At 69.7% G+C, this 17,896-nt stretch carries 15 protein-coding genes; 6 read left to right on the forward strand and 9 right to left on the reverse strand.

The features are described 5' to 3' along the window. Window positions 1-134: 134 nt before the first annotated feature. The 5 genes from ACWFR3_RS34400 to ACWFR3_RS34420 all read left to right on the forward strand — a co-directional run bounded on the left by ACWFR3_RS34400 (window position 135) and on the right by ACWFR3_RS34420 (window position 5,929). Window positions 135-1,145 carry a polyprenyl synthetase family protein gene (locus tag ACWFR3_RS34400; protein WP_453738610.1) on the forward strand — a complete coding sequence of 337 codons (1,011 nt, stop codon included), beginning with the start codon at window positions 135-137 and terminating at the stop codon, window positions 1,143-1,145. Between the two features lie 148 nt (window positions 1,146-1,293). Beyond that, window positions 1,294-2,280, forward strand: a complete 987-nt coding sequence (locus ACWFR3_RS34405) for a CHRD domain-containing protein (RefSeq protein WP_453738611.1) — start codon at window positions 1,294-1,296, stop codon at window positions 2,278-2,280. Window positions 2,281-2,552: 272 nt separating this feature from the next. Next, window positions 2,553-3,845 (forward strand): LolA family protein, encoded by a 1,293-nt coding sequence (locus tag ACWFR3_RS34410; RefSeq protein ID WP_453738612.1) that lies wholly within the window; start codon window positions 2,553-2,555, stop codon window positions 3,843-3,845. Window positions 3,846-3,999: 154 nt separating this feature from the next. Further along, complete coding sequence (locus ACWFR3_RS34415) at window positions 4,000-5,028, forward strand: ATP-binding cassette domain-containing protein (protein ID WP_453738613.1); 1,029 nt, start codon at window positions 4,000-4,002, stop codon at window positions 5,026-5,028. Beyond that, entirely contained in the window at window positions 5,015-5,929 is a 915-nt protein-coding gene (locus tag ACWFR3_RS34420) for an ABC transporter permease (RefSeq protein WP_453738614.1), read from the forward strand. The genes ACWFR3_RS34415 and ACWFR3_RS34420 overlap by 14 nt, the downstream gene beginning before the upstream one ends. Before the next feature lie 38 nt (window positions 5,930-5,967). Here the strand turns inward: ACWFR3_RS34420 and ACWFR3_RS34425 are convergent, their stop codons facing one another. The 4 genes from ACWFR3_RS34425 to ACWFR3_RS34440 all read right to left on the reverse strand — a co-directional run bounded on the left by ACWFR3_RS34425 (window position 5,968) and on the right by ACWFR3_RS34440 (window position 10,188). Next, window positions 5,968-6,561: a flavodoxin family protein gene (locus ACWFR3_RS34425; protein ID WP_453738615.1), complete on the reverse strand. Its 594-nt coding sequence runs from the start codon at window positions 6,559-6,561 to the stop codon at window positions 5,968-5,970. 128 nt (window positions 6,562-6,689) lie between these two features. Next, the gene (locus tag ACWFR3_RS34430; RefSeq protein ID WP_453738616.1) at window positions 6,690-7,631 is read right to left on the reverse strand and encodes a M28 family metallopeptidase; all 942 of its coding nucleotides are present in this window, start codon (window positions 7,629-7,631) and stop codon (window positions 6,690-6,692) included. A 472-nt stretch (window positions 7,632-8,103) separates the two neighbouring features. Continuing rightward, entirely contained in the window at window positions 8,104-9,168 is a 1,065-nt protein-coding gene (gene rarD / locus ACWFR3_RS34435) for an EamA family transporter RarD (RefSeq protein WP_453738617.1), read from the reverse strand. Between the two features lie 159 nt (window positions 9,169-9,327). Next, window positions 9,328-10,188 carry an SDR family oxidoreductase gene (locus ACWFR3_RS34440; protein ID WP_453738618.1) on the reverse strand — a complete coding sequence of 287 codons (861 nt, stop codon included), beginning with the start codon at window positions 10,186-10,188 and terminating at the stop codon, window positions 9,328-9,330. Window positions 10,189-10,279: 91 nt separating this feature from the next. Here ACWFR3_RS34440 and ACWFR3_RS34445 point away from each other — a divergent pair, with 91 nt between their 5' ends. Further along, window positions 10,280-10,651 (forward strand): winged helix-turn-helix transcriptional regulator, encoded by a 372-nt coding sequence (locus ACWFR3_RS34445; RefSeq protein ID WP_453738619.1) that lies wholly within the window; start codon window positions 10,280-10,282, stop codon window positions 10,649-10,651. Between the two features lie 66 nt (window positions 10,652-10,717). Here ACWFR3_RS34445 and ACWFR3_RS34450 read toward each other — a convergent pair whose 3' ends face one another. The 5 genes from ACWFR3_RS34450 to ACWFR3_RS34470 form a co-directional block, all read right to left on the reverse strand. Next, a complete protein-coding gene (locus ACWFR3_RS34450) occupies window positions 10,718-11,800 on the reverse strand; it encodes a 2-oxoacid:ferredoxin oxidoreductase subunit beta (RefSeq protein WP_453738620.1) in 1,083 nt (360 codons plus the stop codon). Further along, window positions 11,793-13,724 (reverse strand): 2-oxoacid:acceptor oxidoreductase subunit alpha, encoded by a 1,932-nt coding sequence (locus ACWFR3_RS34455; protein WP_453738621.1) that lies wholly within the window; start codon window positions 13,722-13,724, stop codon window positions 11,793-11,795. Before ACWFR3_RS34455 ends, ACWFR3_RS34450 begins: the two co-directional genes overlap by 8 nt. A gap of 349 nt (window positions 13,725-14,073) precedes the next feature. Then, window positions 14,074-14,733 carry a LuxR C-terminal-related transcriptional regulator gene (locus ACWFR3_RS34460; protein ID WP_453738645.1) on the reverse strand — a complete coding sequence of 220 codons (660 nt, stop codon included), beginning with the start codon at window positions 14,731-14,733 and terminating at the stop codon, window positions 14,074-14,076. 260 nt (window positions 14,734-14,993) lie between these two features. Beyond that, the gene (locus ACWFR3_RS34465; protein ID WP_453738622.1) at window positions 14,994-16,352 is read right to left on the reverse strand and encodes a sensor histidine kinase; all 1,359 of its coding nucleotides are present in this window, start codon (window positions 16,350-16,352) and stop codon (window positions 14,994-14,996) included. A 294-nt stretch (window positions 16,353-16,646) separates the two neighbouring features. Beyond that, on the reverse strand, window positions 16,647-17,834 hold the full coding sequence (locus ACWFR3_RS34470) for a sensor histidine kinase (RefSeq protein ID WP_453738623.1): 1,188 nt from the start codon (window positions 17,832-17,834) through the stop codon (window positions 16,647-16,649). Window positions 17,835-17,896: the final 62 nt, after the last annotated feature.

Below are 17,896 nucleotides of genomic sequence, written 5' to 3' on the forward strand. Positions count from 1 at the left end.
TGTGTGATGGCAGCGACACATCGACAAACCGTGTCATCGACCCCGTCATCACGCAAAGATCGACCGAGTGATGATCGACCGAGTGATCCAGCGAGTGACCGACTTGTGATCGTCAGCAGACAGGAGAACCCCTCGTGACCGTCGTCGGGCCCTTCGGCCTCAGCGTGCGGGACCAGGCTCTCGAAGCCGATGTCCAGGCCGGATTGGCGGCCGTCGAGGAAGGTCTGCTCGACGCCACCAAGAGCGGGGTCCCCTTCATCACGGAGGCCGCGCAGCATCTGGTGCGTGCGGGCGGCAAGCGATTCAGGCCGCTCCTCGTGATGCTCGCCTCGCAGTTCGGCGATCCCTACGCGCCGGGCGTCGTGCCCTCCGCCGTCGTCGTCGAGCTGACGCATCTCGCGACGCTCTACCACGACGACGTGATGGACGAGGCGGACGTGCGCCGCGGGGTCGAGAGCGCCAATCAGCGCTGGGGCAACTCCGTCGCCGTGCTCACCGGTGACTTCCTGTTCGCCCGCGCCTCGTACATCCTGGCCGACCTCGGTCCGGACGCCGTCCGTATCCAGGCGGAGGCGTTCGAACGCCTGGTCACGGGCCAGATCCTGGAGACGGCGGGGCCCACCGAGGGCCGCGACCCGGTCGACCACTACCTCGACGTGCTCGGCGGCAAGACCGGCTCGCTCGTCGCCGTGGCGTGCCGTTTCGGCGCCATGATGTCGGGCGCCGACGAGACCGTCGTGGACGTCCTGACGCAGTACGGGGAGCGGCTCGGCGTGGCCTTCCAGCTCGCCGACGACGTCCTGGACATCGCTTCCGACTCGCACGAGTCCGGCAAGACGCCGGGCACGGACCTCCGTGAGGGCATCCCCACCCTTCCGGTCCTGCGCCTTCGCGAGCGGGTGGAGAAGCTCGGGCTCGCCGAGGACATCGCCCTGAGCGAGCTCCTCGACTCGGACCTGACGGACGACGCGCGGCACGCCGAGGCGCTGGCGCGGCTGCGGACCCACCCCGCCCTGGAGCAGGCCCGCAAGGACACCGTGCGGTTCGCGGAGGAGGCGCGGGACACGCTCGCGCCGCTGCGGGACTGCGACGCGAAGACGTCGCTCGTCGAGCTCTGCGATCTGGTGGTGCACCGGGCGGGCTGAGGCCTGCTTGAGAGAGGCCGGAGAGGGGTGTGACCTAGGTCACACCCCTGCTTCGTATTGGATTGAGTCCAGGATCAGATCTATTCCGTACCTATGCCCGGAAGCTGACGCAGGGGGCGTCGGCTCAGGTACGGGGAGATTTCTGATCATGGGCATTCTGGGTACATCGCGTACTTTCGCAAGCCGCCGCCGGGCGCTGCTGGCCGCCGGTGTGGCCGTCGCCGCGGCGGGAGGCGTGGCGGTCGGGGCGCCGTCCGCCGCCGCGCACGGCGGGAGCCATGGCTCCGGCAGTAGCTCCGGCAGCAGCTCCGGCAGCGGTTCCATCTTCGCGGCGAGCATGAACGGCGCGAACGAGGTGCCGGTAGCTGGCGGCCCCGCGGTCGGCGACAAGGACGGCCGGGCGCTGGAGTTCGTGAAGGTCAAGGGCGACAAGGTGTCCGTCAGCGTCAAGTGGCGCGGCACCGGCAAGCCGACCGGCCTCCACATCCACCAGGGCATCAAGGGCACCAACGGCGGCATCAAGATCGAGTTCACCAAGCTGCTCGACAAGAGCAAGGGCAACAGCGTCACCGGCACGGTCAGGGTCGCCGACGCGGCGCTGCTCGCACAGCTGAAGGCGAACCCGGGCAGCTTCTACGCGAACCTGCACACCGCGGAGTTCCCCGGCGGCGCGGTCCGCGGCCAGCTCCACAAGGTGACCACGAACTTCGACTTCCGCCGTGCGGCGGCCAACTTCCAGGCGTCCGTCATCCAGGGCAAGCAGATCTACGAGTGCAAGAAGGCCGACGACGGCTCGGGCAAGTTCGCCTTCGCGCAGCGTGACGTGAGCGCGCGGCTCGGCGGCAACATCGCGCACGACTTCGTGGCCCCCAACTCGGGCACTCCGCGCTGGACGGCCCCCGACCGCAGCCAGGTCACCGGCAAGCTGATCTCCAGGACCCCGAACGGCGACAAGAACATCCCCGAACTCGACCTGGCGGCAACCCAGACCGGCAAGCGGCACGGTCTGCTCGCGGGCACCGCGGAGATCCTGCGCCTGAACACCGTGGGCGGCATCGCGCCGACGGGTGACTGCAAGCCGGGCGCCATCGCGAAGGTGCCGTACAAGGCGGACTACGTGTTCGTGCAGCGGTGAGGCACGTGTTCGTGCGGCGGTGAGCCCTCAGGGCTGAAGCGGCGTCTCCCCTACGGGACGGGGGAGGCGCCGCCTGTCTGTGTCATCCCACAGCAGTACGTGGAGTTGCACCCGGGGTCTGACGCTTCTGGCTGGCCGATTTGGTCGTATGGACATCAGCAAGGTCCGGCAAGAACAACCACTCCTGACCTATTCGGGTGAGAATGGCGGCACAGGGTGGACGCACGCACGTACTGGGAAGGCCGCCGCCGACCACGGAGGTAGGGCACACAATGGCACCGTACGAACCGGAGCAGAACACCAGCGGGACCGGGGAACTGCGCGCAGGCCGCAGAAAGGCCGCGCGTTACGTGGTCCCCGTCGCGGTGGCGGGGGTGGCGGCGGCGACCATCGGTCTGGTCCCGGCGCTCGCCACGTCGGGCGACCCCGATCTGCCTGATGTCACCGCGCAGGAACTCATCGAGAAGATCGCCGCGTCGGACACGCAGCAGCTCTCCGGCAACGTGAAGATCAGCACCGACCTCGGCCTCCCGTCCTTCGGCGGCGACATGGCCGGCGGCTTCGCTCCGGGTGGCGGCGGGGGCGACGAGGGCGGGGACGGCAAGGGCTCGGCCGCGGACCCGCAGTCCAAGCTGATGGAGCTGGCGTCCGGCACGCACACGCTGCGCGTCGCCGCCGACGGCCCCGACAGGCAGAAGCTGTCCGTCCTCGACGACGCCGCCGAGTACAGCCTGATCCACAACGGCGACGACGTATGGGCCTACGACAGCAAGTCGAACGAGGCGTACCACTCGAAGGCCGAGGGCAAGGCGCACGGCAAGGACTCCGGCAAGGACTCCGGCAAGAAGGACCTGCCCGAGGGAGTTCCCTCCACGCCCAAGGAGCTTGCTGAGGAAGCCCTGAAGGCGGTCGACGACACGACGTCGGTGAAGGTGGACGGGACCGCGCAGGTCGCGGGCCGTGACGCGTACCGCCTGGTCATCAAGCCCAAGCAGGCCGGCTCGACGGTCGGCCAGATCACGGTTGCGGTGGACTCCGATACGGGCACGCCGCTGAAGTTCACGCTCAGCCCGGCGGGCGGCGGCAGCGCGGTCGTCGACGCGGGCTTCACCAAGGTCGACTTCGGCAAGCCGGCCGCATCGACCTTCGACTTCACGCCGCCCAAGGGCGCGAAGGTCACGGAGGCCGACGACGCCAAGGCCGATGCGGAGAAGCACGGCTTCAAGGACGGCGGCAAGGAGTTCGGCGGCAAGGAGTTCAAGGGCAAGGAGTTCAAGGGCGGCCAGGACCTGAACGGCCTGAACGTCATCGGCAAGGGCTGGAACTCCATCGCCGAGCTCGAACTGCCGGGCGGCCAGGGCCTCCCGACGGGCGGATCCGGTGATGTCCCGCCGGACGCGCAGCGGCTGCTCGACTCGCTCGGCGACCAGGTGTCGGGCAAGTTCGGCTCGGGCACGGTCTTCAAGACGCGCCTGATCAACGCCCTCATCACCGAGGACGGCAAGGTCTACGCGGGCGCGGTGACGAAGGACGCCTTGGTGAAGGCGGCGAACGCGGCGAAGTAGCGCCCCGTAAGGGGCGCGGGGGACGGCGCGATCAGCCACGACGCACCCGCACGTGGGCATACCGGCGGCGGACTCAGGGGAAAGTCCCCTGAGTCCGCCGCAACGGTGACCGGCAGCGCAGCCACCGGGCGCTCGGGCGATGGGAGGGACAAGGGTGCCCAGCACCAGCATCAGCACCGGCGACAGCACTGGCAGCACCGGCGGCACTGGCAGCACCGGCAGCAGAGCGACGGAGAGCGTCATCGAGACCTCCGCCCTCACCAAGCGCTACGGCAAGCAGCTGGCGGTGGACCAGCTGAGCCTCACCGTCCCCACCGGCAGCGTCTTCGGCTTCCTGGGGCCGAACGGCTCGGGCAAGACGACCACCATCCGGATGCTGATGGGCCTGATCGAGCCGACTTCGGGCCGGGCCCGGGTCCTTGGCCGCCCCATGCCGCGCGAGACCCGCACCGTGCTCCCGCACGTGGGCGCGCTCATCGAGGGCCCGGCGCTCTACGGCTTCCTCTCCGGCCGCGACAACCTCCTGCGGTACGACGCCGCCGACCCGACCGCCGATCCCCGCACCCGCCGCGCCCGCGCCGATTCAGCTCTGGACCGGGTCGGACTGACGGCCGCAGCGGGCAAGAAGGCCAAGGCGTACTCGCTCGGCATGAAGCAGCGCCTCGGTCTCGCCGCCGCGCTGCTCCAGCCCCGCAGGCTCTTGGTGCTCGACGAGCCGACCAACGGCCTCGATCCACAGGGCATGCGCGAGATCCGGGCGCTGGTAAGGGAGTTGGCGTCGGAGGGTACGACCGTGTTCCTCTCCTCGCACCTCCTGGACGAGATCGAGCAGGTCTGCACGCATGCCGCGGTGATGGCGCAGGGCCGCCTCATCACCCAGGGCCCGGTCGCCGAACTGGCCGCCGGTGCGCGGGGTCGGCTGACCGTGACGACCCCGGACACGGCCGACGCGGCCCGCGTCCTGAAGGAACTCGGCGTGACGGATCTCGTCGTCACGGAGGACCGCGTGACGGGCGAACCACCGGGCGCGGGCACTGCCGCGGACCCCGGCACCGACCTTGCGGAGCTGAACGCCGCCCTGGTCGGGGCGGGCGTACGGGTGCGGGGCTTCGGCGTCGAACGGGCCTCCCTTGAGGACGTGTTCGTGGCACTGACGGGGGAGGGGTTCGATGTCGCGGGCTGAGGTCGTCGGCGTACGGGACGAGCGCGGTGCGGGTGGGAGCGGCGACGAGCGCGAGGTCCGGCGGATCTGGACGTTCGGGCTCTTCCGCAGCGAGCTCGGCATCACCTTCCGTCGCTGGCGCACCCTCGCCCTGCTCGGCGTGCTCGCCGCCGTGCCGATCCTGGTGGGCGTCGCCGTCAAGATCGAGACCAGCGACGGCTCGACGCTCGGCGGGGGCGGCGATGGAGGGGGCCCGGCGTTCATCGCGCAGGTCACCAACAACGGCCTGTTCCTGGTCTTCACCGCGCTCGCCGCGACACTCCCCTTCTTCCTGCCCATGGCGGTCGGCGTCGTCGCGGGCGACTCCATCGCGGGCGAGTCCAGCGCAGGGACGCTGCGCTATCTCCTGGTCGCCCCGGCGGGACGGACGCGCCTGCTGCTGGCCAAGTACGCGACGACGATGACGTTCTGCCTGGTCGCGACCCTCGTCGTGGCGCTCTCCGCGCTCGCCGTCGGAGCGTTGCTCTTCCCGGTCGGCGAGGTCACCACGATCTCCGGCACCCGGATCGGCTTCGGCGAGGGGCTGCTGCGCGCCCTGCTCATCGCCCTCGTGGTCGCCGCGTCACTGATCGGCCTTGCGGCGCTCGGACTCTTCGTGTCGACGCTGACCAGCAGCGGCATCGCGGCGATGGCGACGACCGTGGGCCTGCTCATCACCATCCAGATCCTCGACCAGATTCCCCAACTGCACGCCATCCAGCCGTACTTCTTCTCGCACTACTGGCTGTCCTTCGCCGACCTGATGCGCGAGCCCGTCTACTGGGACGAGCTGGTCAAGAACCTGGGCCTGCAGGGCCTGTACGCGGCGGTGTTCGGCTCGGCGGCGTGGGCGAGGTTCGGGGCGAAGGACATCACGGCGTAGGGCGCGAGGGCGTAGGGCGCCACGGGCGCTGCCGGAGGTCAGCTGTCGTACGGGTAGCGGGCGAGCGGCGGCTCCTGCGCGAAGAACGTCTTGGCGCGGGCGATGGCCTCGGTGTCGTCGAGTACGTTGCCCGGCCTCGATCCGTTGCCGAGCAGGACGCCGCCGAAGCGCAGGGGGAAGAAGGCGGCGACGTGGTTCAGCGTGCCGATCAGCGGGTCGGCGACCTCCTCCTCGCGATGGGCGAGCACGGTCACGCCCCACAGGCCGCGGTCCTTCATGGTGTTCTTGAAGTCGATCTCCGGGATCTCCAGCCACGCGTCCCAGTAGTCGAGGTAGCGCTTGGTGGTGGCCGACAGCGAGTACCAGTACAGCGGCGACACGATGACGATGTCCGTGGCGTCGAGGGTGGCGTCCAGGAGCAGGGCCTCGTTGTCGCCGGCCGGACGGGGGCGCGCGCGGGGGCGGCTGCTGTCGTGGCGCAGGTCCTCGAAGTCGGGCAGCGGGTGATCGGAGAGGTGCAGCCAGCGCTGCTCGGCGTCCGGCGGGAGCTGCTCGGCGGCCTTGCGGGCCAGGGCCTCCGAGTTGCCGTCGCGGCGGGCGCTGCCGAGCAGGAAGAGGAACTTGCGGGTCATGGTTGGCCCCCTGGGTCGCGGCGTGGTCGTGCGCGGCCCGGTGGAGGCCGTGCAATTACCTGCGCATGCACTATATGCACGCGCAGGTAATTGCGTCCAGGGGGTTCCGTGCGGACGGCGGCAGCGGCCTAGGCGGAGAGCCCCCACACCGCGTACGCCACGGCGTCGCTGTTGTGGTCGAGGGCGGTGCCGTCGATGTTCGACTCCGTGTCGCAGGCGGAGTGGTAGCACTTGTCGAACGGCTCACCGGCCGTGCCGCCCCAGTTCTGGGCCTGCTCGGCGGTCTTCTCGTAGTCGGCGCCGCTGAAGAGGCCGCCGACCGGGATGCCCGCGTTCTTGAACGGGGCGTGGTCCGAACGGCCGTCGCCCTCCTCGTCGGGCTCCGTGGCGAGGTCGAGGCCGCCGTAGAAGTCCTTGAAGGTCTTCTCGATCGTGGGGTCGTCGTCGTAGACGAAGTAGCCCGGGTTCGGGGAGCCGATCATGTCGAAGTTCAGGTAGTCCTTGATCTTCGAGCGCTCGTCGGCGGGCAGCTTCTCGACGTAGTGCGAGGAACCGACGAGCCCCAGCTCCTCGGCGCCCCACCAGGCGAACCGCAGGTGCTTGCTCGGCTTGTACTGCTCCTTGGCCACGGTGAGGGCGGTCTCCAGGATCGCGGCGGAACCGGAGCCGTTGTCGTTGATGCCGGGGCCCGAACCGACGCTGTCGAGGTGCGAGCCCGCCATGACGACCTCGTCGGCGTTGCCGCCGGGCCAGTCGGCGATGAGGTTGTAGCCGGTCTTGCCGTTGGAGGTGAACTCCTGGAGAGAGGTGGTGAATCCCGCCTCGTCAAGCTTGCCCTTCACGTAGTCGATCGAGGCCTTGTAACCCGCGCTGCCGTGGGCACGGTTGCCGCCGTTGGACGCGGCGATCGACTGCAACTGCGAGAGGTGGCCCTGGACGTTGGCCACGGAAATGTCGGGAGCGGCCGCCGTGGGGGAGGGGGCCGCGGAGGATATCGCGCTGGTGGTGAGCAGTCCGGCGACGGCTATGACGGCGGCTGCCGTGGTGCGTCCGGGAACGGAGAGCTTCATGTGGGGGCTCCGTGTTCTGTTGGATCGTGCTGTGGGGGTACGCCGATTCCGCACACGTAGATGCACGTCAATTCCACGAACGTCGAACGTCTCGCGCATCGAACGGAATTACGGAATTGGCGTGCCTGATGGTGCGGGTGAGATTGACCGCGCGTCAAGAGCGCATATCGGTCGCCGGGTTCCGAAAGGCGGTCGGCAATAGGGCTTTACGGCTCACGCGACCGGCAGACGGGGCCCCGTCAGGGGCGCGGGGAACGGCGCGAGCAACCCCAACGCACCCGCAGGCAGGGCCCCTTCAGGGGCGCGAGGAACGGCGCGAGCAACCCCAACGCACCCACAGGCAGGGCCCCTTCAGGGGCGCGGGGAACGGCGCGAGCAACCCCAACGCGCCCGCAGACAAGGCCCGTCCAGGGGCGCGGGGAACTGCGCGACAAGCCCCAACGCACCCGCACCCACAAAACGCACCCCCGCCTCAGACCGCGGACTCCTCCCGCCCGGCAGCGGGAGTCATCGGCTCCGTCTCCCGCCCGGCAACGGGAACAGCCGAAGCCCCCGCCGAAGAAGCCTCAGCCGAAGAAGCCCCAGCCGAAGAAGCCCCCACCGACGCCCCGCGCGCAGCGGCAAGCCGCCCCGCATTAGCCCGAGCGGAGCGCACCGCATCCCAGGTCAGAAGGCTCAACGCCAGCCAGACAAGCCCGAACCCGGCCCACCGCTCCGGCGGCATCGCCTCATGGAAGTACAGGATGCCGAGCAGGAACTGGAAGACCGGCGCAAGATACTGCAGCATGCCCAGCGTCGCCAGCGGCACCCGAATCGCCGCGGCGCCGAAGCAGACGAGCGGGATGGCGGTGACAAGCCCCGTCGCCGCGAGGAGCGACGCATGCCCGAAACCCTCCGCGCCGAACGTGGCATCGCCCTGCACGCTCAGCCACACCAGGAACCCGACCGCGGGCAGGAACTGGATCGCGGTCTCGGCGGCGAGCGACTCCAGGCCGCTGAGTCCGACCTTCTTCTTCGCCAGGCCGTACGTGGCGAAGGAGAAGGCGAGGCAGAGCGAGATCCACGGCGGCTGCCCGTACCCGAAGGCGAGGACGAGCACCGCCGCGAGGCCGACGGCGACGGCCGCCCACTGCACGGGACGCAGCCGTTCGCCGAGGAGCAGGACGCCCATCGCGATGGTGACCAGGGGATTGATGAAGTAGCCGAGAGAGGCCTCCACGACGTGGCCGGAGTTCACGGCCCAGATGTAGACGCCCCAGTTGATCGTGATGACCGCCGCGGCAACCGTCACGAGGCCCAGCTTGCGCGGCTGGCGGATCAGCTCGCCCGCCCAGGCCCAGCGCCGTACGACGAGCAGCGCGATGCCGACCACGACGAGGGACCACGCCATGCGGTGCGCGAGGATCTCGCCCGCCCCGGCCGGCTTCAGCAGCGGCCAGAAGAGGGGAACGAGGCCCCACATCCCGTAGGCGGCGACGCCGTTCAGCAGACCTACGCGCTGCTCGCTCTTCGACTGCTCAGCTGCGGCAGCGTCCACGGCCCCTCCTCGGTGCACGGCAGCCCCACGCTGCCTCCAAGAAGGTAGCGGTCCGGCCACCCCCGTGTCATGCCCGTCTCACGAAAACGGTCATGACCGCCGTACCGCCCGCTCCAGCCCTCGCCGGAACCCCGCTCCAGCCCTCGCCGAAACCCCGCCTCAGCCCTTGAGCGCCACCGCGATCGCATCGGCGAGAGGCGTCGTCGGCCGCCCGATGAGCCGGGCCAGGTCACCGCTCGTACCGGCGAGGCGGCCTCGCTCGATCGCCGCGTCCACGTCGACGAGGATCGCCGCGAACTGCTCGGGCAGACCGGCACCGGTCAGGATCGCGAGGTTCTGCTCGGCGGGGACGTTCGTGTACGAGATGTCCTTGCCGGTCTGCCGGGAGATCTCGGCGGCGTACTCGGCGAGGCTCCACGCGACGTCGCCGCTGAGCTCGTACGCCTTGCCCTCGTGGCCCTCGCCGGTCAGTACGGCGACGGCGGCCGCCGCGTAGTCCGCGCGCGAGGCGGAGGCGACCCGGCCCTCGCCCGCGGAGGCGACGACGGTGCCGTGCTCCAGGACGGGGGCGAGGTTGGCCGTGTAGTTCTCGTGGTACCAGCCGTTGCGCAGGAACGTGTGCGGCAGACCGGAGTCGAGTACGAGCCGCTCGGTCTCCTTGTGCTCGGCCGCGAGGTCGAAGTCGGCGTCGGGGCCGCCAAGGACGCCGGTGTACGCGAGGAGCGCGACGCCCGCCGTGCGGGCCGCGTCGATCACGGCCGCGTGCTGCGGCACGCGCTGCCCGACCTCGCTGCCGGAGATCAGCAGGACGCGGTCGCCGGCGGCGAAGGCACCGGCGAGGGTCTCGGGCGCGCTGTAGTCCGCGATCCGCAGCTCGACGCCGCGCGCGGCGAGATCGGCGGCCTTCTCCTTGTTGCGGACGACGGCGGCGATCTGCCCGGCGGGCACCTGCGCGTCGAGCAGCCCGTCGATGACGAGACGGCCGAGGTTTCCGGTGGCTCCGGTGACGACGATGCTCATGTCTGGAATCTCCCTTTGGTGCGGTTCTGATACTGAGCCTACGTCATGCGCTAACTTCTCGAAAGTACCCACTTTGAAGTAAGGTACTGGCATGGCAGTAAGTGAATGGAACCTCGGAGAAGAGGGCATGTGCCCCCAGCGCCTCGTCCTGGAGCACGTCACGAGCCGTTGGGGCGTGCTGGTCCTGATCGCCCTGGACGAGCGCTCGTACCGCTTCAGTGAGCTGCGCCGGGCCCTTGGCCGGGTCAGCGAGAAGATGCTGACGCAGACCCTGCAGACCCTGGAGCGCGACAGCCTCGTGCACCGAGACGCCAAGCCGGTGATTCCGCCGCGCGTCGACTATTCGCTGACCGATCTCGGACGCGAGGTCGGCCGGCAGGTCCGTGGGCTCGCCGAATGGACCGAGCAGCGCCTGGGGGACGTGCAGGAAGCGCGCAAGGCGTACGACGAAGCCCGGTCCTGAAGGATCAGAACCGGGCTTCGGCCTGAATGAAGGGTCAGAACCGGGCTACAGAGGGGCTGCCGCGCGCTAGCCGACGACGGTCCACGTGTCGCCGCCCGCAAGAAGCGCGGCGAGGTCGCCCTTGCCGTTCTGCTCGATGGCGGTGTCGAGCTGATCGGACATCAGCGTGTCGTAGACCGGGCGGTCGACGCTGCGGAAGACGCCGATGGGCGTGTGGTGCAGCGTGTCCGGGTCCGCCAGCCGGGACAGCGCGAAGGCGGTCGTCGGGGACGTGGAGTGCGCGTCGTGGACCAGGATCTGGGACTCGGTGTCCGGGGTGACCGGGACGACTTTGAGGTCGCCGGTGGCCGGGTCGCGTACGACGCCTTTCGAGCCGTCGGGGCCGAAGCGGATGGGCTGGCCGTGTTCCAGCCGGATCACCGCCTCCTCCGCCTGCTGCTTGTCCTTCAACACCTCGAAGGCGCCGTCGTTGAAGATGTTGCAGTTCTGGTAGATCTCCACCAGGGCGGTACCGGGGTGGTCAGCGGCCTCGCGCAGCACGCTGGTGAGGTGCTTGCGGTCCGAATCCACCGTGCGTGCCACGAACGACGCCTCCGCGCCGATCGCCAGCGAAACCGGGTTGAAGGGCGCGTCCAGGGAACCCATCGGCGTCGACTTGGTGATCTTCCCGACCTCGGAGGTCGGGGAGTACTGGCCCTTGGTCAGGCCGTAGATGCGGTTGTTGAACAGCAGGATCTTGAGGTTGACGTTGCGGCGCAGGGCGTGGATGAGGTGGTTGCCGCCGATGGACAGGGCGTCGCCGTCGCCGGTGACCACCCACACGCTCAGGTCCCGTCGGGAGGAGGCGAGTCCGGTGGCGATGGCGGGGGCGCGGCCGTGGATGGAGTGCATCCCGTAGGTGTTCATGTAGTACGGGAAGCGCGAGGAGCAGCCGATGCCGGAGACGAAGACGATGTTCTCTTTGGCCAGGCCGAGTTCGGGCATGAAGCCCTGCACGGCGGCCAGGACGGCGTAGTCCCCGCAGCCCGGGCACCACCGCACCTCCTGGTCGGACTTGAAGTCCTTCATGGACTGCTTGGCCTCGGCCTTGGGCACCAGGGAGAGCGCTTCGATCGTGCTCCCGGTGCCTTCGGTCTTCGTGTCAGCCATTGATGGCCTCCTTGAGAGCCGTGGCGAGCTGCTCGGCCTTGAACGGCATTCCGTTGACCTGGTTGTACGGGACCGCGTCCACGAGGTACTTGGCGCGGAGCAGTGTGGCGAGCTGCCCCAGGTTCATCTCGGGGATCACCACCTTGTCGTAACGCTTCAGGACCTCGCCCAGATTCCGCGGGAAGGGGTTGAGGTGGCGCAGGTGGGCCTGCGCGACGCTCTCGCCGACCGCGCGCAGGCGGCGGACCGCCGCGGTGATCGGCCCGTAGGTCGATCCCCAGCCCAGGACCAGCAGTCTGGCGTCCCCGGTCGCGTCGTCGACCTCCAGGTCCGGCACGGCGATTCCGTCGATCTTGGCCTGGCGGGTGCGGACCATGAAGTCGTGGTTGGCCGGATCGTAGGAGATGTTGCCGGTGCCGTCCTGCTTCTCGATCCCGCCGATCCGGTGCTCCAGGCCCGGCGTGCCCGGAATCGCCCACGGGCGGGCGAGGGTCTGCGGATCCCGCTTGTAGGGCCAGAACACCTCCGTGCCGTCCGCCTCCGTGTGGTTGGTGCCGGAGGCGAACTGCACCCGCAGGTCGGGCAGTTCGTCGATGTCCGGGATCCGCCACGGCTCCGAGCCGTTGGCCAGATAGCCGTCGCTCAGCAGGAAGACGGGGGTGCGGTAGGTGACCGCGATCCGCGCCGCCTCCAGCGCCGCATCGAAACAGTCCGCCGGGGTCCTCGGCGCCACGATCGGCACCGGCGCTTCCCCGTTGCGCCCGAACATCGCCTGCAAAAGGTCGGCCTGCTCCGTCTTGGTCGGCAACCCCGTCGACGGCCCGCCCCGCTGGATGTCCACCACCAGCAGCGGCAGCTCCAGCGACACCGCCAGGCCGATGGTCTCCGACTTCAGCGCCACCCCCGGCCCCGACGTCGTCGTGACCGCCAGCGACCCGCCGAACGCGGCGCCCAGCGCCGCCCCGATCCCCGCGATCTCGTCCTCCGCCTGGAAGGTCCGCACCCCGAAATTCTTGTGCCGGGACAGCTCGTGCAGGATGTCGGAGGCCGGAGTGATCGGATACGAGCCCAGATACAGCGGCAGATCCGCCTGCCGGCCCGCCGCGATCAACCCGTACGACAGCGCCAGATTCCCCGAGATATTGCGGTAGGTGCCCGCCGGGAACGCGGAGGCCGCCGGGGCCACCTCGTAGGAGACCGCGAAATCCTCCGTCGTCTCCCCGAAGTTCCAGCCCGCCCGGAACGCCGCGATGTTCGCCGCCGCGATGTCCGGCTTCTTGGCGAACTTGGACCGCAGGAACTTCTCCGTGCCCTCGGTGGGCCGGTGATACATCCACGACAACAACCCAAGCGCGAACATGTTCTTCGACCGGCCCGCGTCCTTGCGCGACAGGTCGAACTCCTTCAGCGCCTCCACCGTCAGCGTGGTCAGCGGGACGGGGTGCACGCTGTAGCCGTCCAGCGAGCCGTCCTCCAGCGGCGACACCTCGTAGCCCACCTTGGCCATCGCCCGCTTGGAGAACTCGTCCGTGTTCACGATGATCTCCGCGCCGCGCGGCACATCGGCGATGTTCGCCTTCAATGCGGCCGGGTTCATCGCCACCAGCACGTTCGGCGCGTCACCCGGCGTGAGGATGTCGTGATCGGCGAAATGCAGCTGAAAGGACGACACCCCCGGCAGCGTCCCGGCAGGCGCCCGGATCTCCGCCGGGAAGTTCGGCAGCGTCGACAGATCATTCCCGAACGACGCCGTCTCCGACGTGAACCGGTCCCCCGTCAACTGCATACCGTCACCCGAATCACCCGCAAAGCGAATGATCACCCGATCCAGACGGCGTACATCCTTCTCACCTGCGGGCTTGCGCTGCTCTCCGACGACTGCCCCATCGGCCTGCTCGGCTGGGCTACTGACCTGGCTGGTCACTGAACTGGACCTCCCTCGGGCGGCTGAGCGGGAAGGGCTGGGCGACCGGCCTTCCCAAGGCCCACCCTACGTCGGTAAGGGTCGCCTACCTGGGGTAGATCGCATGACGGACACGCTTTTGAGACGCATTGATGCCCCGATTTGTCATGCTGCGCCTCGTCCCCCGGCCCGTCATGGAAGACGCCCCCCACTCATCCTTTGGTTCTAGGACTGTTCCGTTCTCCGTGCTCATGTCTTCGGCTGTCTTCGACTGCCTTCAGATGTCTTCAGCTGCCTTCGGCTAGCGCTCTTGCTCGCGCTCGTGCTGTTGCTCCCGTGAGCATTGGATAGCTGACGGAGCGTCAGATTGCTAGGAGTTGAGATAGGTGAGAACCGCCAGTACACGCCGGTGATCCCCGTCGCTCTGGGAGAGCCCCAGCTTCAGGAAGATGTTGCTGACGTGCTTCTCGACCGCGCCGTCGCTCACCACCAACTGCCGTGCCACCGCCGAGTTCGTGCGTCCTTCGGCCATCAGACCGAGTACCTCGCGCTCGCGCGGAGTAAGCCCCGCGAGGACGTCCTGCTTGCGGCTGCGGCCGAGCAGCTGCGCCACGACCTCCGGGTCGAGCGCGGTGCCGCCCTGTGCGACGCGCACCACCGCGTCCACGAACTCGCGCACCTCGGCGACGCGGTCCTTGAGCAGATAGCCGACGCCGCGGCTGGACCCGGCGAGCAGTTCGGTGGCGTACTGCTCCTCCACGTACTGCGAAAGGACGAGCACCCCGAGGCCCGGGAACTGATGGCGCAGATGCACCGCGGCCCGCACCCCCTCGTCGGTGTGCGTCGGCGGCATCCGCACGTCGGCGACGACCACATCGGGCAGCTCGCCCGCCGAGGAGAGTTCGCCGATCGTCTTGATCAGCGCGACCGCGTCGCCGACTCCCGCGACGACGTCGTGCCCGCGGTCGGTCAGCAACCGGGTCAGGCCCTCCCTCAGCAGCACTGAATCCTCGGCGATGACGACCCGCACTTTGTCCTCCACGTTCACGGCCCCCCGGCATATTCGATTCTGGTTGTCCCCGGCCCCTCAGTATCGCGCGTACGAGGGGGCGTTACGGCTTTCGTGGACAGACCGCTTGCCTGTGTTCGCCCATGGCAGGCGCGGGCGGGAACGCGCGGGCGGGCACGTGCGGGCGGGCGCGTGCCTGCCATGAGCGGACACAGGCAGAACCCACCCGGTCGCCCCGCGACTGCCGCGGGCCGGCCGGGTGGGTGGACGCCGAGATTCCGCTACGCCCGCCAGGGCAACTCCGCCGTCACCGTCGTGGGCCCGCCCACCGGCGAATCCACGACCAGAATCCCGTCGACCGCGTCGAGCCGCTCGGCAAGACCGGCGAGACCCGAGCCGCCCGTCACATCCGCGCCACCCGCCCCGTCGTCGGTGACCTGGAGCATCAGCCGGTCCTCGACCTGCCAGACGTCGACCGAGCCACGGGACGCCCGCGCGTGCTTGCTGATGTTCTGGAGCAGCTCGGAGACAGTGAAGTACGCGATGCCCTCGATCGCTGCGGCGGGACGGGCGGGCAGGTCCACCTCGACCTGGACCGGAACCGTGCACCGGGCGGCGAGCGCGGACAGCGCCGCGTCCAGGCCGCGGTCGGTCAGGACGGCGGGGTGGATGCCGCGGGCCAGGTCGCGCAGCTCCTGGAGGGCGACCTTCACCTCACCGTGCGCCTCGTCCACCATGCGCGCCGCGGCCTCCGGGTCCTCCGTCAGCTTCTCCTTGGCAAGACCCAGGTCCATGGCGAGCGCGACCAGGCGGGCCTGCGCGCCGTCGTGCAGGTCGCGCTCGATGCGGCGCAGGTCGGCCGCCGCAGTGTCGACGACGACTCCGCGGTCCGACTCCAACTCGACGACGCGCGTCGCCAGGCTGGAAGGGCCGAGCAGCCCGACGACCATGACGCGGTCGACGGTGGTCAGGGCCCGGATGATCCACGGGGTGGCGAGCGTGACCAGGAGGCCGGTGAGGGCGGTGACGCCGATCTCGAAGGGGTTGTCGATGAGGATCTGGCGGTTGTCGTCGTTGTAGAGCTGGATGCCGTTCTGCCCGCCGTAGACCGGGAAGAGCCACTGCCACAGCGGGTACGTGAGCATCGCCCAGCCGTACGTCCAGAAGACCACCGACACCGTGAAGGAGAAGATCGCCCACGGCATGTGGAGGACGGCGTAGAGGACGTGCCGCCACGAGACACCGCTCTTGAGCACGGCGCCCATCCACGCCATGGGCCCGCCGCCGTTCTTGGGCCGCAGCGGCTCCGGGTCCGCCACCTCCACGTCGAGCAGTACCCGGGCCCGGACCCGCTCCAGGGTGCCGAAGCCGCGGCAGGCGGCGAGCCCGGCGGCAAGCACCGGGATGCCGATGAACGTGATCAACAGCCCGACGCCGAGCGAGAGCATCGTGACCGCGAAGGTGAAGGTGACGATGCTGATCGGCAGGCTGAGCAGCACATGGCCGAACTCTTTCCAGGCGCGCGCCTCGATCGGCGCGCGCAGCCCGGCGGGGAGACGGCGCCGCCGCTCGTCGAGGTCGGATCCCCGGAACTCCGAACGGTTCATGCGCCCGTACTCCTGTCCGTACTCCGTGGCCATCGGTGTCGTCCGTTTCTGCTCGGTCTATCCGGCCCACCCGGCCCACCCGGTCCACCCGGTCCACCCGGCCCACCCGGTCCACCCGGTCCGACCGGTTCACCCGGTCGTGGGTTGTGCCGGCGTCGTACCTGCGGTGCGGGTCCGGCGTCGTACCTCAAGACTGCTGGTCCGGCGTGATCGGGACCATGTGGTGCGTAGGTGTCTTGAACCGGGGGTTTTCCCTACCCCCCCGGCAGCGGTCCGGGGTCCCGGCCCTTGTCCCCGGCCCTTATCCCCGGGCATCATCCGCGGGCGTCATCCCCGGGCGTCGAGGCCGCGGTCCCGCCACGGCAACTCCGCCGTGATCGTCGTGGGGCCGCCCACCGGCGACTCGATCACGAAGAGCCCGTCGACCGCGCCGAGCCGGTCAGCGAGCCCCGCCATTCCCGTGCCCCCGTCGAGGTTCGCGCCGCCCCGGCCGTCGTCCCACACCTGGATGAGCAGCCGCTGGTCGGCCCGCCACACTTCCACGGACGCCGAACGCGCCCCGCTGTGCTTGCTGATGTTCTGCAGGAGCTCGGAGACCGTGAAGTACGCGATGCCCTCGATCGCGGCAGCCGGACGCGTCGGCAGATCTGCCGTCACCTTCACCGGGACCGTGCACCGCGAGGCCACCGAGGACAGCGCCGCGTCCAGGCCGCGGTCGGTCAGGACGGCCGGGTGGATGCCGCGGGCCAGGTCACGCAGCTCCTGGAGGGCCAGCTTCACCTCGCCGTGTGCCTCGTCGACCATCGCCGCGGCGGTGTCGGGGTCCTCGAGGAGCTTCTCCTTGGCCAGACCGAGCCCCATGGCGAGCGCGACCAGGCGGGCTTGGGCCCCGTCGTGCAGGTCGCGCTCGATGCGGCGCAGGTCGGCCGCCGCCGTGTCGACGACGATCCCGCGGTCCGACTCCAACTCGACGATGCGCCGCTCCAGTTCGTCGGAGGGCGAGAGCAGCCCGCGCACCATCGCGCGGTCGCAGTTGGTCAGACCGCGCACGATGTAGGGGAGAACCGGCCACAGGACGAAGAGCCCGACCAGGGAGATCGTGAACGTCACCACGCCCCAGGGCAGCCGCATGAACGAGTACAGCATCGTGCGCCAGCCGACCGGGTCCCTCAGGCTCGACCACAGCCAGCTGAAGAAGCCGTGCCCGTGCTGTTTCGGCATCGGGCTCGGCTCGTCGATCCGCAGTCCGAGCAGTCCCCGGGCCCGCGCACGCTCCGCCTTGCCGAGCTGCCGCGCGCCGAGCAGCGCGCCCGCGAGGAGCGGCAGGCCGATGACTGTCACGGCGAGACCGCAGCCGGTCGCGAGCGCCACCACCACGTAGACGAAACCCGCCACGCCCAGTGGGAGGTTGGCGAGGAGATGCGCGATCTCCTTCCAGGTCTGCCGGTCGTACGCCGCGAAGCGCGCGGGAGGCGGCGGCGGGGACGTGGCTGAGGACAAGGTGCGTGCGGTCATACGCGCTAGCGTGCACGGCCCGCCGCCGCGATGCCATGAGGAGGACCGCCCGGACATCCGGG

Source organism: Streptomyces sp. NPDC055189 (assembly GCF_053606765.1).